Source organism: Helicobacter apodemus, from assembly GCF_003097575.1.
Classification (GTDB): domain Bacteria; phylum Campylobacterota; class Campylobacteria; order Campylobacterales; family Helicobacteraceae; genus Helicobacter_D; species Helicobacter_D apodemus.
In genome coordinates, this window is sequence record NZ_CP021886.1 from 333,251 (window position 1) to 356,056 (window position 22,806).

Below are 22,806 nucleotides of genomic sequence, written 5' to 3' on the forward strand. Positions count from 1 at the left end.
GTGAAAAAATATATTATGGCTTTAGACCAAGGAACAACTTCATCAAGAGCTATTATTTTTGATAAAGAGGGCAAAATTATTGCTAATGCGCAAAAAACTTTTACGCAATATTTTCCTCATTTGGGTTGGGTGGAACATGATGCAAAGGAAATATGGAGTTCCCAAATTTCTACTCTTACTGAAGCTTTAGCAAAATCTAATCTTAATGCTACAGATATTGCAGCTATTGGCATAACCAATCAAAGAGAAACAACTATTATTTGGGATAAAACAACAGGGGAACCTATTGCTAAAGCTATCGTTTGGCAAGATCGTAGAACCGCTGATTATTGTGAGAATCTGAAAAAAGATTATTCTAAAATAATATATTCTAAGACAGGTTTAATTATTGACGCTTATTTTTCAGCGACAAAAATAAAATGGCTTTTAGATAATATCCCAAATGCTAGGAAAAAAGCTAATAATGGAGAATTATGCTTTGGAACGGTAGATACGTGGATAATTTATAATCTTACACGTGGTAAAGTGCATATTACAGATCCTAGTAATGCCAGTAGAACAATGCTTTATAATATCCATACTTTAGATTGGGATGATGAATTATTAGAATTATTTGATATTCCTTTATCGATTTTACCAAGAGTAAAATCCTCTAGTGAAATCTATGGATATACTGCAACGCGTTGGGTAGATAATGAAATTGCAATAGCGGGAATTGCAGGAGATCAACAGGCTGCTCTGTTTGGGCAAATGTGTATAGATAAAGGTATGATAAAAAATACTTATGGCACAGGATGTTTTTTATTGATGAATACAGGAGAGAAGCCTGTTGAGAGTAAAAATAATCTCTTAACAACCATTGCGTGGCAAATTGATGGAAAGACCACTTATGCTTTAGAAGGTGGCGTATTTGTCGGTGGTGCAGCTATTCAATGGCTAAGAGATGGTGCTAAAATGATACGCACCTCTTCAGATATTGATGCCTTAGCCGCAAAGGTTGAAGATAATGGCGGAGTTTATTTTGTTCCTGCTTTAACTGGACTTGGTGCACCTTATTGGGATCAATATGCTCGCGGAACCTTTTTTGGGATTAGTAGAGGGACGACAGATGGGCATATGGCTCGTGCTGTTTTAGAAGGTATTGCCTTTCAAGTCTATGATATTGTTAAAGAAATGGAAGCTGATGCCAATAGTGTTTGCCAAGAAATTAGAGTTGATGGAGGAGCGAGCCAAAGTCAATATTTAATGCAGATTCAATCAGATATTTTTAACTTTAATATAGTGCGCCCAAAAATAATTGAGACAACTGCTTTAGGAGCAGCTTATTTAGCAGGATTAGCGGTGGGATATTTCAAAAGTATTGATGAGATTAAATCGCAATGGCATATAGATACTTTATTTTCACCAAAATTAGACAAAAAACAAGTTAATAAGATGTTATATTATTGGCAGAAAGCTGTAAAAAGCTCCTTGCATTGGCTAGAACAAGACGATAAAGGTTTTTGAAATGAGTATTTTTATGGCAGAGCTTTTAGGTACGGCTTTAATGATACTCTTAGGTAATGGAGTAGTAGCGACTTGTTGTTTGAAAAACACTAAACATGATAAAAATGGGAATTGGATGATAATAACTACTGCGTGGGCTTTTGCAGTATTTGTAGGGGTTATTGTTGCTGGACCAATAAGTGGTGCACATCTTAATCCTGTTGTAACGATAACTTTCGCGCTAACAAATGCTGTTGCTTGGAAATTAGTACCACAATATCTCATGGGAGAATTTATTGGTGCTATGGTAGGAGCTTTTTTGGTTTGGATAGTTTATAAAGATCATTTCAAAATTACAGAAGATGAAAGTGCTAAGAGAGCTTGTTTTTGCACTGAACCTGCAATTCGTAATTATGTATCTAATTTTATTAGTGAATTTACTGCTACTTTCGTTTTAATTTTTACGATTTTACATATTACAGGTGCTAATATTCATTTAACAATTGACCCAAATGCTAATATAGGGCTTGGTTCTATAGGTGCTTTACCTGTGGCTATTTTAGTTTGGGTATTAGGTCTTTCTTTGGGTTCTACGACAGGTTATGCTATGAATCCTGCTAGAGATTTAGGACCTAGGATAGTGTTATTTTTGCTACCACTTAAAGTAAAGATAGATTGGAGATACTCTTGGATTCCTATTTTAGCTCCATTATGTGGTGGAGTTGTAGCAACATTTTTTTATATGTTTTTAAGTTTATGATACTTAGCATCTAAGTTTGCTTATAAAAATATATAGCCTAAAATTTAGAATGTATTTGAATCTTGAAATGGGAGAGAAAAGGGTAGAATTCAGATAATTTACAAACAAAAAACACTTAAGCAATAGCAAAAAGAAAAGTAATATTTAAACACCAAAAAGGTTAAATAACAATAAACAATAAGAAACTAAGAAAACTAAAGCCTTAGATAAAGAAACTAAGAGACTAAGAAACAAATAAACTAAAACATATAAAGAGATATGAAGAATAAATAACAAACTTAAAAACTTTAAAAGCATAAACAAAAACCAATAACCCTACTAAAGCTTTCTTATATACAACAAAAGAAAGCTTGATTAAAACTAATTAAACCCAACAAACCTAACCAAACAAACTACCAAATCTATCTAAACATTACCACTTAAAAGACCTAAACTAACTAACCTAACAACCACTTAAACCCCTTAACTTTATTAAATCTATGAAAACTTATTAATTTATTTATTAAAAATCTTATTAAACCCTACAATAAACTTTAAAAGAATAATAAATAACCAACAAAAGATTCAAATAGAAAATTCAAACAAAACTTAATCTTTCAAAGAAATAACCTACTAAAACTTTATAAGAACTAATAATCCTTACTCCCTTATTATTTTTTATCTTTACTATGCTGTGTGGGTATGTTATGTTAATCATTATCTTTAGTGCTGTGTATTAGCTCTAATGGATAGGGGTTTTAGTTATTTGGTGGGGTGTAGTGTTGGCTGTTCTTTTTAGGCATTTTTATTTAGTGTAGTAGCTGGGTTTTTACTTTATTTTTATTGTGTGCTGTGTGGGTATGTTATGTTAATCTTCATCTTTGGTTTAGTGTGGTTTTTAATCTTTATCTTTGTTGTTGTGTGAGTAAGATTAAATAAAAGTAAATAACACTAAACAATCCTAAATCTTAACAAACTAACCAACCCTAACCAAACAATAACCCTACTAAAGCTTTCTTATATACAATAAAAGAAAGCTTGATTGAAACTAATTAACCTAACAATCCTAACCAATCTTAGCTATGGCTACCTAAACATTACTACCTAAAAGAGCTAACCAATCCTAACCTAATAAACCAAACAAACTAAACCAACCAACCCTAACCAACCAAAGAATAACCAAAACTAAATAAAACTAAATAAAACTAAATAAAACTAAATAAAACCCTTAAAGGATAAAGTAAGTAATACTAACTAAGAGTAAGTAAAATAAACTAACCTAACAAACTAAACCAACCAACTCTTAAGGAATAGAGTAAGTAGGGGTAGCGTGTGGGATTGTTTTAGTTATTGTCTTTATTGTGTTGTAGTAGCTGGGTTTTTACTTTATTTTTATTGTGTGCTGTATGTTGGGGAGGAGGAGGGATAAGTATTATCTTTGGTGGGGGGTATGAGAGCAACTAAAGAGTCAATAAAGCTTAGTGCTTTTATTGTCTCTTAATCTTTGTCTCTTTTTGATTATTCTAAATGTTATTAACGCAAATTGTTTTCTCTTTAATATTCTCTTTAATATTTAATAGAGAGAGTATGGCTACCTTTCCCCTACCACATATAATTAAACTTCCCATACCCTGTATGCATAGTGGTATTCTTAGTCCCATTCATTCCATAGTTAGAATTCTTAAGTAGGGATAAGGATTAAACCCTACCACATATAATTAAACTTCCCATACCCTGTATGCATAGTGGTATTCTTAGTCCCATTCATTCCATAATTTAAAGAGAAATAAAAAGCATCATTTAAAGGAATAACTAAAGTAGTCCCTAAAGCATATTCTAAATTATCTAATTTACTCTCTCCTCCTCCATAATACCCTATATTAGAATATCTCCCTTTAGGATTATCTACATTAGGATTCATAGTCCAATCTACTCCTGCATACACTAAAGTCTTAAAATGTTTATGCCAATCACTATATAAAGAAAGAGAGGTTTTAGTTTTAAATAAATTCATCTTATGGGTATAATTGCGTCTTGTAATAGTATTGATGGCATTACTCATCGTATAAGCTTTAGAATATCCTCCATTATAACCTAAACCTATCTCTGGAGTTAAAGTATGCTTAGTATTAAGCTTAATATTTATCCCCATATTAACATTAGCATCATAAGCATAAGATTTAGGTTCTCCTTTAAATTCTGTTTGTCCTACCCTTTCAGAAATATCATTTTGTATTAAACCAAATTGTGAAGAGAATTTAGAAAAGAGTTCATAATCTTTATAATTAAAAGGATGATAATACCTAACTCCTGCATAATAGGTTCTATTATTTAAAGCTAGAATATCTGAAGGATAAGTTTTAGAACTAAAATCATCATATCCTCCATAAATCCCATAAATATCTTTATTGTTAGGATTTAAATAACTATAACCAAAGATTACTCCTTTAGTATGTCCTTTAGAAGTTAATCCTCCATTTAAAGAAGTATTACTCTTAGAGATATAAGGAAGCATAAAGGCTAAATGATTCTTATCTTTAGTTTCACTAGATCTAAGTAAAGCATCACTCCCTAAATTATCAAAGTTTGCATAAATAGCTCCTTCCTCATAAGCCTTATTAAAGTTAGAATACACATTAGCACTTCCTTGATTATGGATTAAATTCACCGCATTCATAGCATTACCCATTACAGCATTTACAAAGTTTGCTCTAGCTTGGGTATTACTAATGAGTGTTTTTCCTAATGCTGCTGCTGAAGTCTTAGCAGCATCAACAGAAAAGCTTAGAGTTTTACTTAAAGCATCAACATTAACATTAACACTAGGATCATTGGTTTTAAATTCTGCTTTAGCAAAGACTTTAGAATTAATCTCTGCAGGATTGCTTATAGTAGTATCTTGAGAAGTATCAATATTAATAACATTTTTAGGATCTTGAACTAAAGAAGAGAGATTAGTAATATTTCCTGCATCAAAGGTAACATTAGAAACACTTACAACACTTAAATTAGTTCCTGTTATTTCTAAAGGTTTAACCTCTCCTTGAGAATTTGTAGAGACTAACCATTCTTCAACTTCTACTTTACCACTTCCATTACTCTCTATTTTCGTAGTATCACTAACTTTACCTGTATTGCTTATACTTAAACTACCACTTCCATTATTTTTAATATTAGCCCCTATACTAGCATTCCCTGTATTACTAAGGGAGAGATTTCCAGAACCAGAGTTAATAATATCTGATTGTAAGGTAGCATTCCCTTCGTTTTTAATAACGATAGGAGCATCTCCACTTACTTCAATATTTCCTGCAACCTTTGCATTATCAGAATTAGTAATACTAATAGGGGCATTACCACTAGCAGTGATAGAGCCTCCTATGCTACCACTTCCTGTGTTAGTAATGCTTAAAGGAGCATTAGAGGAAGAAGTGATAGAGCCTCCTATGCTACTATTGCCAGAGTTAGTAAGGCTTAGGGCTACATTATCTTTAGCTTCAATACTTCCTGTAATATTACCATTACCAGTATTTTCTACACTAAAGTCTTTAACTTCATCAGAGAGTGTAATACTTGCTTGAATCTCTCCTGCATTAGAAATACCTGTTTTAGCTTCTATCTTTCCTGCGATATTAATATCCCCTGTGATATGGTTATTGGGAGCTACATTAATAGCTGATCCATCTGAACTTTTGATAATAGCACCTTTTTGGATTTCTATACCTTTTACTTCGGTTTTTTTACCATTTTGGATATTAATGTTGATACCACTTACTTTAGCATCTATAACGCTATTTGGTTCTAGGATGATTTTGCCAAGTTTGGTATCTCTGCCTGTGGAATCAAAATTATGAATATAGATACCATTTTCTGCTTGTATAGTTCCTTTATTGATAATAGTTTCTATATTATTCCCCACTTCATAGAAAATACCACTAGACTTGGCTTGAATGAGACCTTCATTGAGGATAGTTTTGATACTTGTAGGGCTGTTGTCCCTATTAAAAACAACAATACCAGAGGTTTTAGTCTCTATTGTTCCACTATTAACTAAAGCATCGACCTTTCCACCCCATATGACTATACCACCATCTCCAGTGCTTTCTTTAGTCCTTATTAATCCCTTATTGATAAGAGTAGTTATTGGAGAGTTAATAGTATATATGTATATACCAGTATTTTTTGATTCTATCGTCCCACTATTAGTAATGTTTTCTATAGTAGAATGATTAATGTAAATACCATGTCCCCCCTCTATCGTCCCCTTATTCTCAAAATTAGTAATGCTAGTCCCATTTAAGATATTAATCCCTACTCCTCTGTTACCCTCACTCTTAATAATTCCATTCTCACCATTAATAAAACTACTAATCGTAGCTTTATTAATATATACCGCATCCCTACCACTTGTCTCTTTAGCAAGAATAGTTCCTGTGTTGTTAAAATTAGTAATGGTAGTATTAGGTTGTAAAGCAATACCATAACCTTTAGAATCTATTATTCCACTATTGCTAAAGTTATCAATAGTTCCTTGAGTGATATTAAAGTTAAATTTACCAGTATTAGTATTAGTTATGGTTCCAATATTTTCAAAAGATTGGATAGAGCTTGTATTAATACTAATATTATGATTCCCACTCCCACTAATTAATCCTTTATTGGTAATACTCTCTATCGTAGCATTATTTTGAATATTGATAGCAAAGTTAGCATTTGTATTAGTAATACTCCCAGTATTAGTAATTTCTAAGTTTTTATATTCTTTAGTTTGTGAAGCAGAGATTTGTTTATTAGTAAGTGCTTTTGTTACTTTATTAGCATTAGTATCTGTTGTTGTATCTAAAGTATCATTACCTATTGCTACCCAATTATCTTTAGCACTAATACTATGAGGAATAGTTAATAAAACACTTGCACAGATTAAAGAGAGGAAAGAGGGGCTTAGAGATTTAGGATTTAATAATTTAAAATTAATATCTCTTATTTTAGGATTAGAATCTAATGTTTTAACATTAATCCTAGAGTATAGAGGTTTAAGATTAGAATTAGAATCTAAAAACTTAGGATTAAATAATTGAGAGATTAAACTTTGAGAATCTAAAGGTTTAGGATTCATAGCTTTTGTATTGAGATTAGAATCTAAAACTTTAGGATTTAAAAGTTTAGAATATTTATAATCAAAGTTCATATTTAAACTTTGAGAATCTAAAGGTTTAGGATTACTTTTAGAATCTAATGTTTTAACATTACTCTTAAAATCTAAGTTTAAAACATAATCTTTAACATTAACCTTGATAGTCTCTATAGGAGTATTATTGCCCCCCCCCCCCAGAATTTATAATAGGGCTTACATAAAAAGATTTATTACTCATAATTTCTCCTTTTTTGCCCCCCCCCCCCTAATATATATTATATTAGGAGATTTAGGCATTTTTACTATGTATTTGTCATAAGTTATTTTTAACATTTCTAGTATAGCATAAAATTTAAACTTTATTAAGTAATATTTAGGATTATTTTAACTTTTAATTAACTTTTAATTTTTGGTTTTTAAAGGAGCAGGGTGGGGTAAGCTAATTGCGTGTTAATCCGCTTATGTTAAAATATGGATATTTTTAAGGAGTAGGATAAAATGAATTTCAAACCAAAATTGCATAAGAAATTGCGTTTTAAGACGCATTTTCAAATATTATCGGGGTTAAGTTTGGCAATCTTTTTTGCCTTTGTTGTGGGATTTTTAAGTTTTTATTATTTTAAGGCTTCTTTTGAAGTGGCGGCTTTTATTGGGATTTTGTCTTTACTTATTACCTTGTGGATTAATGAGGCTTTGCCCTTAGGGATTGTTTCTTTGCTGCCTATTATTTTATTCCCTGCTTTTGGGATATTAGATGTTAAGAGTGCGACAAGTAATTATGCAAATCCTATTATATTCCTCTTTTTGGGTGGTTTTATGCTGGCTATTGCGGTAGAGAAAACTGGATTGCATAAGATTGTGGCTAAGCAGTTTCTAGGTTATTTTCCTGCTACCCCTAAGGGGGTTATTACCGCTCTTGGTGTTGCAAGTGTGGCTTTAGGCAGTGTGCTTTCTAATTCTACGGTTGCACTTTTGCTCGTGCCTATTGCTTATTCTATTACGCAAGATCCCTTGCTTAAAACGCGTTTTTTGTTAGCAGTAGCCTTTGGGGCTAGTATTAGTGGGATTACCACTCCCATAGGAACGCCACCTAATTTAATCTTTTTGGGGTTTTTGGAGACTATGAAGTTTGAGAGCATTAGTTTTGTAACTTGGATTTTAATGATGTTGCCTTTAAGCATTAGTATGCTTTATGTGATGATTAAACTGCTTTCTTATAGGGTTGTGGAGGAAGAGCTTAAGATTGATTCTTTTGAGGGTATTGGAGTAAGCTTTGAACATAAAAAGTTAATTGTGCTTGTGGGGGTTTTGCTTCTTTTGCTGCTGCTTAATTCTCCTATAAAGCCTATTTATAGTGGGATTGGTCTTAATGAAAATATTTTGTTGCTAACTTTTGGATTATTAATGTTTGTCCCTAAGATTGGTTGTTTGCGTTGGGAAGATTCTAAGGCTATTCCTATTGAAGTTATGTTTTTGTTCGGTGCTGGGTTTTGTATCGCTATGGCGATAGCTAATGAATTTAGGCGATGCCTTTAAACCTATTTTTGAGTATTTTGGGACATTGCCTATTTTGGTCTTTTTGTTTTGTGTTTGCCTACTTGTTTTGTGCTTAACGATGTTTATTAGTTCTACGGCTTTGATTGCTATTTTGCTTTCTGCTATTTTTGCTTCTACCAAAGACTTTTTAGATGTGCCTATGCAAAGCTTAGTTATGCTTATTGCTACGATTTGTGTGGGGTTTTCGTTTATGTTTCCAATCTCTACTCCTCCTAATGCGATAGTTTTTAGTAAAGGTGGGGTGAAAATCTGGGATATGTTTAGGTTTGGATTCTTATTAAGTATGGCGGGGATTGTTTTAATCATTGTCTTTGGTATGCTGTATTGGCGGTGGTTTTTTTAATCTTTAGTATCTAGGAGTTTTAAACTCATAAAAGATAATAGCTGCTAAAATGCAAAGTCCCCCTAAGATTTGGGATAAATTTGGACTTTGTGCTAGGAGAGTAAAGGCTAAAATCATCGCAAAAATAGGCTCACTAAGCTCTATAAGTGCGACAGAGTTTGAGCTTGTTAAGCTTAGGGCTTTTATCGTGCAGTAAAATCCACCAATGGTGGGCAGGAGGGCTAGGGCTAAGAGGAGGGTTAGGTTTTGGAAGTTTAGATGAAAATTTAGATGTGTATTAAGAATCATCGGAAAAGCTAAATAAAAGCTTCCTATCAAGAGTAAAGCACAAAGCCCTAAGAATCCTGTTTTAAGATTAAAGTATTTAGTAAAAAACAAAAATAAGCCATAACCTAAACCCGCTAAAATAGCCTGAATGAGAGCTTTAATATTGCTAAAATCCTCTAAGCTTCCTCCCTCGCTTATGAATATCAAAGTAAGCCCGATAAAAGCTAGGATTAGGCTTATTATCTCTTTAGGTGTAAAAAATCTTTTTTGATATACGCATTGGCATAAAAAAGCACAGAGTAGGGAACTTGCAAAAAGTGTAAAAACAACACTTGCTACACTCATACCCACATAAGCGGCACTTTCAAAATGATAAAGCATAAAAATTCCAAAAAAGGCACATAAAAGCAAGGCTTTAAAATGCTGTTTTATCAACACTAAAAAGTCTTTTAGCCTCTTTAGGAGGGGGATAAAAATAATTAATCCTGCAAGGAGGCATTTTAAGAAAGCCACTTCAAAACTTGTAAAATTTTCTTGAAAAAGTAATACGCTAAAAATCCCTACAAAGGCGTTGCATAAAGCGGCTAGAGTGGCGTAGAAAATCGCTTTATTCATAACCAAATCCTTGTGTATTATGGCTATAATGTTGTAAAATTTTCTTCCATAAAGAAAGATTTGAGCTGGATGCGGAGGAAAAAATTCCCCCCATTTTTTCATTAAGTCTTTTATATTCTTCATTTTGTAGCATTATTTTATGGGCTTTAGCAAGATTCCAAAAAAGGAATGCTAGGCATTAAATGATGCACCAAATGATAATTTTCAGCATGTATTCCTGTAAAAAATAATTCTAATTTATTGCCAAATCTATTCCAAGATCTTTCCATTTCTTTTTGATTATGGATAATAGGAAAATGTTCCGCCATTTCTATAAACCAGCCTATTATTGGAAATGTTGTTACTAAAGGAATAAACCAATAAAAAAATAAAATATCTAATGTGTTTGTATAAAAGCATAGCAAAAGAATAACAATCCATAAAAGAATTAAAGATTTTAATTCATTGTCCTTAAAATCTCCCAAACGATTTTTTACAAGATATTTAATAAAAGTTAGGCTTTTACTAAAAAATAAGGGAAAAATGAGATGTTTTAAAATAAATCTTTTCTTTGTCTGTGGTTGAAAAAGCTTAGATTCTCTATAAAAATCATAATCTGGATCTTGATTTTTAATACCCAAAAAATTATGATGAAGCATGACATGGCTTCGTCTATACTTCTTAAAAGTTTGAAAAATTAGACAACCACTTGCAAATTTACCCAAGAAATCATTTAATTTTCTATTTTTTGCTAAAACTCTATGGGCTGATTCGTGCAAAATAGTCGCTAAAGCTCTTTGTCTAGAGCCTATGAAAAAAATTGTAAAAATATAAATAAGGATGTTTTGCATATAACAAGAAAAAACAATAAGCAATAGAATTTGGAAATAATCCCAAAATATAGCTAAAATTCCGTGATAATTATCAAATTTTGATAAAGCTCTTAAATCTTTCATAATGTTCTTTTCAAAACGCATTTTTGTCCCCTAGTTGTTGAAAGTTTTAAAATTTGATTTTTAGTCTTAATTAAGACTAAATGGATTTTCTTAGCCTAGCCAAAATAAATCGCTAAATTCATTGAAATTCATAGCTTCTAAGTTTTGTTGGTTACTGCAAATTTCTTGAATAACCGCTGCTTTTTTAGGGTCAAACTTGGTGGCTAAATTTTCTTTAAATTTGTTTAAGAGTAGGGGGATTCCCTCATTTCTACGCCTTTTGTGTCCTACTGGGTATTCTACTTCTATCTTTTGGGTTTTAGAGCCATCTTTGAAAAAGACTTGCACTGCATTTGCGATACTCCTTTTATCGGCTTCTAAGTATTCCTTAGTGTATCGCTCATCGACTTCTACAAGCATTTTTTCTCTTAGCTTATCTATTCTTGAATCTTTGGCTATATTATCTTCATAATCATCGGCAACAAGCCTACCAAAGATTAGAGGAATTGCCACCATATATTGTATGCAGTGGTCTCTATCGGCTGGGTTTGCAAGTTCTCCTACCTTATTGATAATGCGGTGTCCTGATTCTTGGGTTGTAATGATGATTTTTTCTATTGTCTCAAGGCGGTCTTTGACTTCATTGTGTAGTTTCAAAGCTGCTTCTACCGCAGTTTGCGCGTGAAATTCTGCGGGAAAGGAGATTTTAAATAATATATTTTCCATTACATAAGAGCCAAATTCTTTAGGAATGGTAAGCTTTGCACCTTTCATTTTCACATCTTCATAACCCCAAAAACTAGCACTTAGAGCAGAGGGGTAGCCCATTTCACCGCTTTTTGCCTTGAGGGCTAAATCCACGCCTCTACTTGAGGCGTCCCCTGCTGCCCAACTCTTTCTACTCCCTGTATTTGGAGCGTGGCGATAAGTTCGTAATGCCCCCCCATCAATAAAAGCGTGAGAGATTGCGTTTCTAATCTCTTCAAAGCTACAACCTAGAAGCTTCGCACTTACTGCACTAGAGGCGATACGGACAAGTAAAACATGGTCCATTCCTACTTTGTTAAAGCAGTTTTCAAGTGCTAAAACTCCTTGAATTTCGTGAGCTTTTATCATAGCCTTTAACACACAACCTACTTTTAAAGGCTCTTTACCCTCGCTAATATTTTTGCGACTTATATAATCACTAACCGCCCAAATCGCTCCTAAATTATCGCTTGGATGTCCCCATTCTGCCGCAAGCCAAGTATCATTAAAATCAAGCCACCTTACCATAGCACCTACATTAAAAGCCCCTCTTATGGGTTCAAGCTGATAAGAAGTTCCGGGTATTTTGCTCCCTAGTGGTCTAAACTCTGCTCCCTCAACACTGGGTCCTAAAAGCTTCGTGCAAGCGGGGTATTTGAGGGCTAAAAGCCCACAACCTAAAGTATCCATTAAACAATATCTAGCAGTCTCTAGGGCTAATTCGCTAGTGATTTCATATTCATCCACATATTTAGCGATTTTTGTTAGCAACTCATCAAATTCTGGTCTTTTTGCCTCTAAGATTCCCATATTACTCATTTGTTCTCCTTATCTCTTGTCAATCTCTACAAATTCTCTAGGTTCTACGCCTATGTATTCACTACTTGGGCGGATGATTTTGTTATTTGCTCTTTGTTCTTTGATATGTGCACTCCACCCACTTACCCTACTCATAATAAAAATAGGGGTGAAATACTCTGTTTTAATCCCCATAAAGTGATAGGCTGATGCACTATAAAAATCTGCATTAGGGGGCAAATTTGGTTTTTTCTCTTTCATTAGAGTTTCAATAGCTTCACTAACTTTAAAGAGTAGGGTATCGCCCCCTAAGTGCTTACTCCATTCTTTGATTAAAGCATTTCTAGGGTCTCCTCCTGCTCCATAAACCCTATGTCCAAAGCCCATTAAGAGTTCTTTATTGCTAAGTTTTTCATTCACGCCTTTGAGGGCTTCTTCTACACTATTAAAGCTTTGTATTAAATACATCGCTGCTTCGTTTGCTCCTCCGTGCAATGGTCCTCTTAAAGCACCTATGGCTGCGGATATGGCAGAGAATATATCACTTTTGGTGGAAGCACAAACTCTAGCGGTAAAAGTAGAAGCGTTAAACTCGTGTTCTGCATAAAGGATAAGGGAGCAGTGCATAGCTTTGATAAAATCCTCTTTGGGTTCTTTTTCTAAAAGTTTTTCTAAAAAATATCCTCCTATACTCTCTTGTTTAGAATCAAAGCTAATTTCTTTGCCAAAATTTGCATAATGATGCCAAAATACAAGGATTGAGGGCAGGATTCCTAAAAGTCTAATGATTTTTTCATCTTGATTACTAAAATCCTCTTTCTCCCCCTCTAATGCCCCTAGAGCTGATACTGCAGTTTGCATAAGATTCATAGGATGGGCGTTTTTGGGGATTGCCCTTAAAATTGCCTTTAATTCCTCACTTAAAGCCCTTTGTGCGATAATCTTTTGTTTATATTCTTTGAGTTGTGAGAGGGTGGGTAGTTCTCCAAATTGTAAAAGGTAAGCGACTTCTTCAAATTCTGCATTTTTTGCTAAATCTTCAATCGCATAACCATAATAATTTAACCCATTGCCTAATCCGCAAGTGCAAATCGCACTCTCTCCAGCTATAATTCCGGCTAAGCCGCCTTGCTTTTTTTTCGCTTCACTTAAGCTCATTTTTTTCTCCTTTAAAAAGTTTATCAAGTTTGTTTTCATAAGCATAATAATCAAGCATTGTATAGAGCTCTTCTCTTGTTTGCATAAGCTCTAATACTTCTTTTTGGTGTCCATTTTTGAGTATGCTCTCATACACTAAAACCGCTGCTTTATTCATCGCTCTATTAGCAGAGAGTGGATATAGCACCATAGAGATTCCTACTTCTTTAAGCTCTTTAGCGGTAAAGTAGGGGGTTTTGCCAAATTCTGTAATATTTGCTAAAACAGGCACTTTAATGGTGTTGGTAAATTCTTTGTATTCCTCTAAAGTATGGATAGCTTCGGCAAAAATCATTTCAGCACCCGCTTCTACATAGGCTAAAGCCCTTTGTATAGCCTTTTGTTGCCCTTCTATGGCGTGTGCGTCTGTTCTTGCCATTACCACAAAATTATTATCAATCTTTGCGTCCATCGCCGCTTTAATCCTATCGCACATTTCTTCGGTGCTAACAAGCTCTTTATTGGGTCTATGTCCGCATCTTTTTTGTGCTACTTGGTCTTCTATATGGGCTGCTGCCGCACCTGCTCTTATTAGCTCTTTGATAGTCCTTGCGATATTAAAAGCACCTCCAAAGCCTGTATCTGCATCAACAAGCAAGGGAGTATCCACACAAGAGGTAATGCGTCTAACATCAATACACACATCTTCAAGCCCCACTATGCCTAAATCGGGTAGTCCATAACTCGCACTTGCAACGCCACTTCCTGAAAGATATAAGGCTTTATGCCCTAATTTTGTAGCTTGTAATGCACTATAAGCATTAATAGTCCCTACTATAAGTAGCGGTGAATTTTCTTTTAAAGTTTCTCTAAATCTCTTTCCTGCACTCATTTATTCTCCTTTATATGATGGTTTTCATAAGTTAAATTTAGTGATACTCCTTATATAATTGTGTTTAAGGCATTATAAAACCAATTTCTATAAAAATAAATGCTATTTCTTTTGGTAAAATGCAGTATAAATAAACTTTTTCTTAAAAAGATATTCAACTTTTATACAAAGTGTAGATTTTCTATACTATATTTTTGGGTTCTAATTACCTAAAAATAAGAGTAAAGTATTACTAAAAGTAACATTGCAAAGATGGGGGGCTAGAATATGTTAAACTCAATGGAGAGATTAGGAGAGATTTTTAAAAAGTCAAGATTGAGTATCAATAAGTTTGCAGAGATTCTACATAAAGATAGGAGGACGCTTGTAAGCTGGATTAATCTTAAAACCAAAAAAGAGCTTAGTGAGGAGATTAAAGAAAAGATTTGTGAGCTTTTTTATTATCCTAGAGAGATTTGGTTTTGTGAGGATGTAGATTTTTTTAACCTATTGCATAAGATTCAAACAAAAGAAATTAAAATTATTGATGATGGGTATTATGGGGGATTGAAATATATCTTTGAAAATGAGAATGAGGGGTCTTTGATTATCCACCCTAGCTTTCCTAATCCTGCTTATAGGGATTTTATCTGTCCTGCGGTGTATAAAGAGAGTAAAAATGAGGATATAGAAGTTTATAGGATTAAAAGGTGGGAGAAAATGAAAAATTACTCTTTTGCGGTTAGTGAGTGGTATTCGATTAAATCTTTATTGGAATTTTGCTTTGCTAATATAGGGAATTTCTATACACATTCCCAAAAAATAGCAATTCTTGAATTAATGATTGAAACCTTTAAAGATAATCTTAATAAAAATCTTTATTTTTTTGATTCTTATGATAAAAAAATTTATGGATTAGATCTTATTTATACTTCTATTAATATTAAAGAGGAAAAAATGTTTTTTAAAGCACCTATGGAATCTTTGATTATAGAAATTTGTAATAGTGAGTTTGTCAAAAAGCTTCATAGGCATTATACTAACGCTAAAGAATGTCCGATACATATCACTTCTAATGGGGCTATTGAAACGCTTTGTCTTTTGTTGGATTGTATTCAGAGGAATTTAAGCTTTGAACAAAGCTGTGAAGTGATAAAGGAGAAGAGTTTATTTAAAGACTTATTCCTTAAAAGTTTGAGTTTGGATTATAGGAAGTAGGGTAGGGATAAGCTACTAAAGCCTTATACTTTTATACTTTGGTTGATTTAGTCTGGTTTTTGTTACTAAAATCCCATACCTAAGTATAATTTGGAATATCTCTATATTTTCATAATTTTGGTTAAAAGTTTTTTGTCAATTTAAGTGGATTTTTATCAATGGTTTCTTACAATCCGCTTCATATTTTAATATACATTCTTATTATTATAATTATGTTAAATTTATCTTTTATGGAGTATTTAATGGATAGTAGAAACTTTTTGCACCAAAAGTCTTTTTTAGGTTTCTTAATTGTGTATTCTTTGGCATTAAGTGTTAATGCTGAAGAGAATTATAAAATTCCTAATGTAATTGTTTCCTCTACCGGGCTTGAAGAAAATGTGGATTTAAAAGTGGGGAATATTTTAGTCCTTGAAGGAGAGGAATTAACTAAAAAAGGTTATTCTTCATTAGAACAAGCCTTAGAAAGAGTTCCGGGAATCTCCTTTGTTAATAGTGGGCTTGGACGCAATATTGATATGAGGGGGCAGGGGAGCAAAGCAAATGTTGCGGTGAAAGTTTTAGTTGATGGTAGAGAAATTAATGTGCTAGATAATTCGCACGGCGTTACGCCTCTTGAAGCTATCAATTTAGAGAATATTGAAAGGATAGAAATTATACCCGGAGGAGGTGCGGTGCTTTATGGAAATGGCACTAGAGGGGGAGTGATTAATATCATTACCAAAAAAAGTAAGCAAGATAGTTTAGGTGTGGCTTTGAAAAATCAATTTTTTGATGCTGGACATTGGGGTGGAAGCTTCAATACTAATTTAAGTAAAAAAATTAACGAAAATTTTGCTGTTTCTGCGGATATTAATGGTTTTAATAAAGATGGCTTTCAAAATGGAAGTAACGAAAAAGGGTTTTTTGTAAATTCTAAGGCTTATTTAGATTTTGAAAATTCAAATTTAGTATTTGGGGTTGGTTATCATAAGAATAAGAAGTCAAGCACGGGTTATTTAACAAAAGCTCAAATAGATTCAAATCCAACACAAAAAGGGGCTGATGATATTTTGCAAAAAATCACGCGTCCAGAGTTTAGTCTTGATTTCACCCATAACTTTAGTGATGAATGGGAGTTTAACGCTAATACTTTTTGGCAAAGTCAAACCATAAAATATATAAAAAATATTCAAGCTAGAAGAGCAATGAATATAAGTTATAATTTATCCCAAAGTGGAAGCTCTTTTAAAGATACCTTAACAGGACTAAAGCTTAAGAATAAATACCATTACAGGGATAATTCTTATTTCGTTGTTGGTTATGATTTTGAACATCACGATGCAAAAAGAGATAGCAGGGTTTCTTATGGGAATGTAGGACCTATTGTATATCATAAAATGACAACTATTATGGATATGAAGAAGCAAAGCCATTCGCTTTTTGTCTTAGATTCTCATCAATTTACAGAACAATTTTCTCTTAGAGGGGGAGTGAGGTATGAATATGCTACTTATAGAGGGGATAGGACTTATCGTAGTGAGATGGCTATGAATGTTCCTCCTAATAGCAGTCCTACTGATACAACCACAAATTTTAGTATGGATAAGAAAAATACCCATAATTTTGCCTTTGAGCTTACCCCTAAATTTCAATATTCTAATACAGGTTCAATATATTTCAAATATGAAAGAGGCTTTGTAAGCCCAACTCCAGCACAATTTATAAATCGTAACAATACAAGGATAAACCCAAACTACCCCCCTTACTATACTGCTAATTTGAATTCTGAAAAGTATAATACCTTTGAGATGGGCTTAAACGACCTTTGGTGGGATTTTTATGGTTTAAATGTAGTGGCTTTTTATACTCAAAGCAAGGATGAAATCTCTTATACAGGAGATCCCCATTCTGCAACGGGATCCTTTTGGAGGTATTATAATATAGACAAGACAAGACGCATAGGCGTAGAGCTTGCGTTGCACCAAAGTTTTTCAAATGGACTCACACTTAAGCAAAGCCTTAACTTTTTAGACGCAAAGGTTTCAAAAGGTGTAAATGATGGTAAGAGGGTGCCTTATGTTTCAAAAGTTAAAGCTACAAGTTCGCTTGAATATGCTTTTAATAAGAATTTTAAAACTTTTGTTGATGTGAGTTATTATTCAAGGGCAAAAGATGGTGGCAGGATTCTACCAAAGGATACAAACACGGGGAAAATTTCAAATATGGGCTGGATAAAGGAGTATTTATTAACAGATATAGGTGCAAGCTATACTTATAAGGATTGGCAAATTTTAGGCGGTATTCATAATCTTTTTGATGAAAGCTATTATACTTATCAAAACTCGGTAGATAATCAATACTTGGTGGGTAGTGGAAGAAACTATTATTTAGAACTTAAATATGTATTCTAAAAAGCCCTTTATCTTTACAACTATTATTTTTGTCGCTTATTTTTTTATCATCCTTGCTAGTTTATGCTTAGGTGATGAAAATCTAAGCCCCATTGAGCTTTTTGACTATATTGTAGGAGGAGATGAAATTCAAAGAATGATTATATTAGAGGGGAGACTTCCGCGTATTATAATGGCGATTCTTATTGGAATGTTACTTGCAAGTAGTGGAGCTATTACACAAACAATATTTTCAAATCCCATAGCAGATCCTTATATTATAGGCATAGCTTCTGCGGCAACTTTTGGGGCTTTTCTTGCTTATCTTGTTGGTTTAGGGGATGTTTATTTTGGAATTATTGGCTTTATTTGTGCATCACTTTTTTCTTTTGGGATCTTTAAGGTTTCAAATAAAGCTAGTTTAGTTACATTACTCATTATAGGCATAGCAGCTTCTTCATTCTTAGGTGCTTTTACTTCGTTTTTTACTTATCTTATTGGTGAAGATTCCTTTAAGATTATTACTTGGCTTATGGGTAATATTGGTTTTGCATCGTGGTTTAGGGTAGTTTTGCTTTTTATTCCTTTAACTTTTTGTATCTGTTATTTTTATAAACATAAAAATGAGCTTAATATTCTCTTAAGTGGTGATGATGAAGCTAGAAATTTAGGTGTTGATGCCACTAGACTTAAAATCAAATTACTTGTTGTCTCTAGTTTAGCTGTCTCCTTTGCGGTCGCATTTACGGGGCTTATTGGTTTTGTGGGATTAATCATTCCTCATATTGTCCGCTTAGCGATAAAAAATTATAATAATGCACTTGTAATTCCTCTTTGCACGCTTTTGGGCGGATTGTTTTTAGTTATTTGCGATACTCTTGCGAGGACACTTTTAGCCCCCATTATCCTACCTATTGGAATCCTTACAGCATTTTTTGGTGCGCCTATTTTTTTATTTTTGGCATTGAAAGCTAGGAGTATGCTATGATGGAAGTCAAAAATTTATATTTTTCTTATTACCAAAAATCTCTACTTAAAAACATAAGTTTTCAAATAGGGCAGGGCGAATTTCTAGGAATTTTAGGACCAAATGGCTGTGGCAAAAGCACCTTAATGAAAAATATGCTGAAAAACTTAGATTATAATAGCGGAGAAATTTGCGTTTTAGGCAAAGACTTAAAAAATTTTAACTTAAAGGAATTTGCTAAAATTTCAGGCTATGTTCCGCAAAGCTCACAACTTAAAACACCGCTTAAAGTGCTTGATGTTTTGCTAATGAGTAAATATGCAGGGCTTAAGCATAGCTTTAGCGATTATAGCCAAAAAGACAAGGATGAAGCGGTGAAGTTAGCTAAGAGTTTAAAATTTGAAGACTTTTTAGAAAGAAATGTGCTTTCTTTAAGCGGTGGTGAATTTCAAAGGGTGCTTTTAGCAAGAGCGATTCTAAAAAATCCAAAAATCTTGTTTTTAGATGAGCCAACTTCTGCACTTGATTTAAATTATGCTATTGAACTCTTAAATTTGTGTGAATCCCTAATTAAAGAGCGTAATATGGCAGTTGTAGCGATTTTGCACGATTTGAATTTAGCGTCTATGTTTTGTTCGCGTATTCTTTTTATCAAAGAGGGCAAAATTTGTTATGATGGAAAAGTTAATGAACTCTTTACAGAAGAGATTTTAAAAGAAATTTATGATTTAAATTGTAAAGTGCTTATGCAAGAGGACAAACCCTATATTTTAGCAATCAAGTAATTGGGGTAGAGATTGAAATAAAAGGAAAAGAATGAAAAAGATAATTTTTTTATGGTGTGCTTTTGTTGGACTTGTTTTTGCTAATACAGAAGAGTTAAGATTAGTTGTGCTTGACCCAGCGAGTATCGAAACGCTTTTTATGTTAGAGAGTGGGGATAAAATTGTAGGAATTGCTAATTTGCAACATTCTAGTATTTATCCACAGGAGAAAACAAGTAAAATTACTTCTGTTGGGACTTTTTCTAATCCCTCCTTAGAGAAAATCGTTCAACTTAAGCCAACTCTAGTAATACTAAGCTCTTATTCTTTAAATTTAGAAAACGAGCTTAAAAAGTTTGGGATAAAAAGCTTGTATTTAAAGGCTGATAGGCTAGAGGATATTCAAAGCAATATTCAAACATTATCCCAATTAGTTCATAAAGAAAAGGAGGGGGAAAGTTTGCTTAAAAACTTTAATCAAGAATTAGAAAAACTAAGAGAAAACCCCATTAGAAAAAGTGCGTTTTATCTCTATTCTAGTAATCCTTTAATGGCTTTTTCGGATAACTCTTTAATGGCTGATATTTTAAATCTCATTGGGATTAGCAATCTAAGCCCTAAAAGTGAGATTGAGAGATTTATTATCTCTAGTGAATTTATGGCAAAAGCAAAGCCTGATATTTTAATCCTTGGAGTTGGAATAGGGGATGTTGAAAAGTTTAAAGAAGCTAATCCTCTTTTAAAAAATACTCCAGCATTTAAAAATTCTGCCATTTTCTTTAATCCTAATACCTATATTTTATTGCGACTAAGTCCAAAAATTACAGATAGAATCGCAGAGTTTAAAGTAAAAATAATTCAAGGGAAATTCTAAGCAAGAACAAAAAGTCTTAAAGTGTAGGGGGATAAACATAAAATTAAAAAGTTTGAAAATTATAGTTTTCAATACAAAATAATATTTTTTTGCTATAATCACAACTTATTAATTATGGCTGTATTTAAATTTTAAGAAATTTTTAAGAAAAAGGAAGCTTATGCGTTATCCCATAGATTTTAAAGATGATTTTGCGATGAATCTATTATTTTGGATTGAGAGATTTATTTATAGCAAACTTAATAGCCTCTCTAATCATCAAGTCAATAATAAAAAGGAAATTATTACGAGTCTTAATATATTGCGTAAAGGGGTTGAAAATATAGAAACCTTGCAAGAAGTTTGCAAACAATGTAGAAATGCGGGATTAATTGGCATTAATACTTATGTAAATCCACTTCTAAAATTGTATGAGTATTTAACTTATTTGGGATTTGCTTCTTTAAAGGAAGTTGATGAAGAAATGCTAAAAGAATTTTTAACTATCCATACAAGTGCGTTATCGGATGCGACTAAAAAAAACTATCGAATCGCATTAATTAACTTCTTTGGCTTTGTGGATAAGCAAAATGAGGAAGAAGATGGCTCTTCTTATATTTTTCGTATTGAATTAAAGAATTGGGGAGGATTACGCGGTAAAAGCGGACAAAAGCTTCCCTCTTATATGAATGAAGAGGAAGTAAAAAGGTTTTTAGATGGGATTGATTCTTTTCCTTTTAAGCATATGAATTTGGGTGCTAGGAATAGACTTTTATTAAAAATTATTATTTACACAGGGATACGCGTTGGAGAAGCCTTAAACCTTAAGGTTAAAGATATTATGCTTGATAAGGAACTTTATATTATACAAGTTCGGGGTAAAGGCAATAAACCACGTGTCGTTATGGTTAAAGCAAAAAATATAGCTTCAGATTTTTCAGCTTGGGTAGAATCTCGACCGCTTGAAATTGAAGATGATTTACTTTTTTGTAATCATAAAGGCAAAAAACTTACTCAAGCTTATGTTAGTAGGATTGTAGAGCAAGTCTTAATAACTAATGGGATTCGCAAAGAAAAAAATGGCGCACATATGTTAAGGCATTCCTTTGCCACCCTACTCTACCAAAAATCTCAAGATTTAGTATTGGTGCAAGAAGCCTTAGGACACGCAAGTTTAGATACTTCAAGGATTTATACACATTTTGATAAACAAAAATTAAGGGCTACAACAGAGATTATAGAATGATTCAATCAATGTCTATTAAGTCAAACTCTTTAAAAATAGTTGGTTTTTTGATAAGTGGAGCTGCAAATTCATTAGCTCTTTGGTAGATTGGTAAAGAAAAAATCTCTTTTTTATCTTCTTTGTTGGGCTTTTCTTTGAGGGCGTAGAAAGGTTGATCATTTTTCTTAGATTTTTTAGAAAGATTTAAAGCAATACTTTGCATTTGGGGTGTTTGAAAGTAGCCTTGAAGTTGTTTAATTTTGTTAGCAATATCTGTATAATAAAACTCTGCTTGAGTGTTAGATTGAGAGCTTTTTTGCCAAGTATAACCCTTGTTGTAGGATTTGATAATATTTTTCCAATTCCCCTTGTGTTCTTTATACCAAAATTTTAGCTCTGTAATAGCAATTTTTGCAGCAAAATCATCATCATCCACTAACATAGCTCCAACCATATTTTGAGTAAATCCATTTTGCTTAAGTTCGGGATAACGTTTAATAACTCCGGGAATATAAGCGTGAAAATTTCCTGCACTTGGGTCTTGAAAATTCATCTTATAAACTCCAGCACAAGATTCTTTCCAAGCTATGGCTGCTAAAGTATAACCAAATCCTTCTGCTTCTCCAGCTAAATAAGCGTGGAGTAAAACCTCTTTTTGGGAAGGGGAAAATTGCTCTAGGGGGACACAAGAATTCTTAAAATCTACCTTTGGGAGAGCATAGGAGGAAACACTATATAGAGCAATTAATAATCCTTGCAAGGCTAGTTTAAGCATAAAATTTCCTTATCTTAAAATTAAA

The 22,806-nt window shown here is 32.9% G+C and carries 17 protein-coding genes; 10 read left to right on the forward strand and 7 right to left on the reverse strand.

Annotation, left to right across the window (positions count from 1 at the left end; all coding sequences use genetic code 11):
• Entirely contained in the window at positions 1–1,506 is a 1,506-nt protein-coding gene (gene glpK, locus CDV25_RS01625) for a glycerol kinase GlpK (RefSeq protein WP_239056384.1), read from the forward strand.
• Between the two features lies 1 nt (position 1,507).
• Positions 1,508–2,245, forward strand: coding sequence for an MIP/aquaporin family protein (locus tag CDV25_RS01630; RefSeq protein ID WP_108910496.1), 738 nt, complete (start codon positions 1,508–1,510; stop codon positions 2,243–2,245).
• A gap of 1,684 nt (positions 2,246–3,929) precedes the next feature.
• Here CDV25_RS01630 and CDV25_RS01635 read toward each other — a convergent pair.
• The gene (locus CDV25_RS01635) at positions 3,930–7,412 is read right to left on the reverse strand and encodes an autotransporter outer membrane beta-barrel domain-containing protein (RefSeq protein WP_108910497.1); all 3,483 of its coding nucleotides are present in this window, start codon (positions 7,410–7,412) and stop codon (positions 3,930–3,932) included.
• 444 nt (positions 7,413–7,856) lie between these two features.
• On the opposite strand from CDV25_RS01635, the gene CDV25_RS01640 reads away from it, so the two are divergent.
• Together CDV25_RS01640 and CDV25_RS10680 are read left to right on the forward strand one after the other, a co-directional pair.
• Complete coding sequence (locus CDV25_RS01640) at positions 7,857–8,894, forward strand: SLC13 family permease (protein ID WP_269149121.1); 1,038 nt, start codon at positions 7,857–7,859, stop codon at positions 8,892–8,894.
• Positions 8,872–9,258 (forward strand): SLC13 family permease, encoded by a 387-nt coding sequence (locus CDV25_RS10680; protein WP_269149122.1) that lies wholly within the window; start codon positions 8,872–8,874, stop codon positions 9,256–9,258. The genes CDV25_RS01640 and CDV25_RS10680 overlap by 23 nt, the downstream gene beginning before the upstream one ends.
• Before the next feature lie 3 nt (positions 9,259–9,261).
• Here CDV25_RS10680 and CDV25_RS01645 read toward each other — a convergent pair whose 3' ends face one another.
• The 5 genes from CDV25_RS01645 to prpB form a co-directional block, all read right to left on the reverse strand.
• Entirely contained in the window at positions 9,262–10,140 is an 879-nt protein-coding gene (locus CDV25_RS01645) for a DMT family transporter (protein WP_108910498.1), read from the reverse strand.
• Between the two features lie 146 nt (positions 10,141–10,286).
• The gene (locus tag CDV25_RS01650; protein WP_204161853.1) at positions 10,287–11,096 is read right to left on the reverse strand and encodes a fatty acid desaturase family protein; all 810 of its coding nucleotides are present in this window, start codon (positions 11,094–11,096) and stop codon (positions 10,287–10,289) included.
• Positions 11,097–11,165: 69 nt separating this feature from the next.
• Positions 11,166–12,620: a 2-methylcitrate dehydratase gene (prpD, locus tag CDV25_RS01655; RefSeq protein WP_108910499.1), complete on the reverse strand. Its 1,455-nt coding sequence runs from the start codon at positions 12,618–12,620 to the stop codon at positions 11,166–11,168.
• Between the two features lie 9 nt (positions 12,621–12,629).
• Positions 12,630–13,757 carry a citrate/2-methylcitrate synthase gene (locus CDV25_RS01660; protein WP_108910500.1) on the reverse strand — a complete coding sequence of 376 codons (1,128 nt, stop codon included), beginning with the start codon at positions 13,755–13,757 and terminating at the stop codon, positions 12,630–12,632.
• Positions 13,744–14,628 carry a methylisocitrate lyase gene (gene prpB / locus CDV25_RS01665; protein ID WP_108910501.1) on the reverse strand — a complete coding sequence of 295 codons (885 nt, stop codon included), beginning with the start codon at positions 14,626–14,628 and terminating at the stop codon, positions 13,744–13,746. The genes CDV25_RS01660 and prpB overlap by 14 nt, the downstream gene beginning before the upstream one ends.
• A gap of 267 nt (positions 14,629–14,895) precedes the next feature.
• Here prpB and CDV25_RS01670 point away from each other — a divergent pair, with 267 nt between their 5' ends.
• The 6 genes from CDV25_RS01670 to CDV25_RS01695 all read left to right on the forward strand — a co-directional run bounded on the left by CDV25_RS01670 (position 14,896) and on the right by CDV25_RS01695 (position 22,027).
• Positions 14,896–15,825 (forward strand): hypothetical protein, encoded by a 930-nt coding sequence (locus CDV25_RS01670; protein WP_108910502.1) that lies wholly within the window; start codon positions 14,896–14,898, stop codon positions 15,823–15,825.
• Between the two features lie 242 nt (positions 15,826–16,067).
• Entirely contained in the window at positions 16,068–18,218 is a 2,151-nt protein-coding gene (locus CDV25_RS01675) for a TonB-dependent receptor (protein ID WP_108910503.1), read from the forward strand.
• A complete protein-coding gene (locus tag CDV25_RS01680) occupies positions 18,208–19,185 on the forward strand; it encodes a FecCD family ABC transporter permease (protein WP_108910504.1) in 978 nt (325 codons plus the stop codon). Before CDV25_RS01675 ends, CDV25_RS01680 begins: the two co-directional genes overlap by 11 nt.
• Complete coding sequence (locus CDV25_RS01685; RefSeq protein ID WP_108910505.1) at positions 19,182–19,949, forward strand: ABC transporter ATP-binding protein; 768 nt, start codon at positions 19,182–19,184, stop codon at positions 19,947–19,949. Before CDV25_RS01680 ends, CDV25_RS01685 begins: the two co-directional genes overlap by 4 nt.
• Positions 19,950–19,980: 31 nt before the next feature.
• Positions 19,981–20,802: an ABC transporter substrate-binding protein gene (locus CDV25_RS01690; RefSeq protein WP_108910506.1), complete on the forward strand. Its 822-nt coding sequence runs from the start codon at positions 19,981–19,983 to the stop codon at positions 20,800–20,802.
• Between the two features lie 160 nt (positions 20,803–20,962).
• Entirely contained in the window at positions 20,963–22,027 is a 1,065-nt protein-coding gene (locus CDV25_RS01695) for a tyrosine-type recombinase/integrase (RefSeq protein WP_034552136.1), read from the forward strand.
• Between the two features lies 1 nt (position 22,028).
• Here CDV25_RS01695 and CDV25_RS01700 read toward each other — a convergent pair whose 3' ends face one another.
• Entirely contained in the window at positions 22,029–22,781 is a 753-nt protein-coding gene (locus tag CDV25_RS01700; protein WP_239056385.1) for a hypothetical protein, read from the reverse strand.
• Positions 22,782–22,806 lie beyond the last annotated feature (25 nt).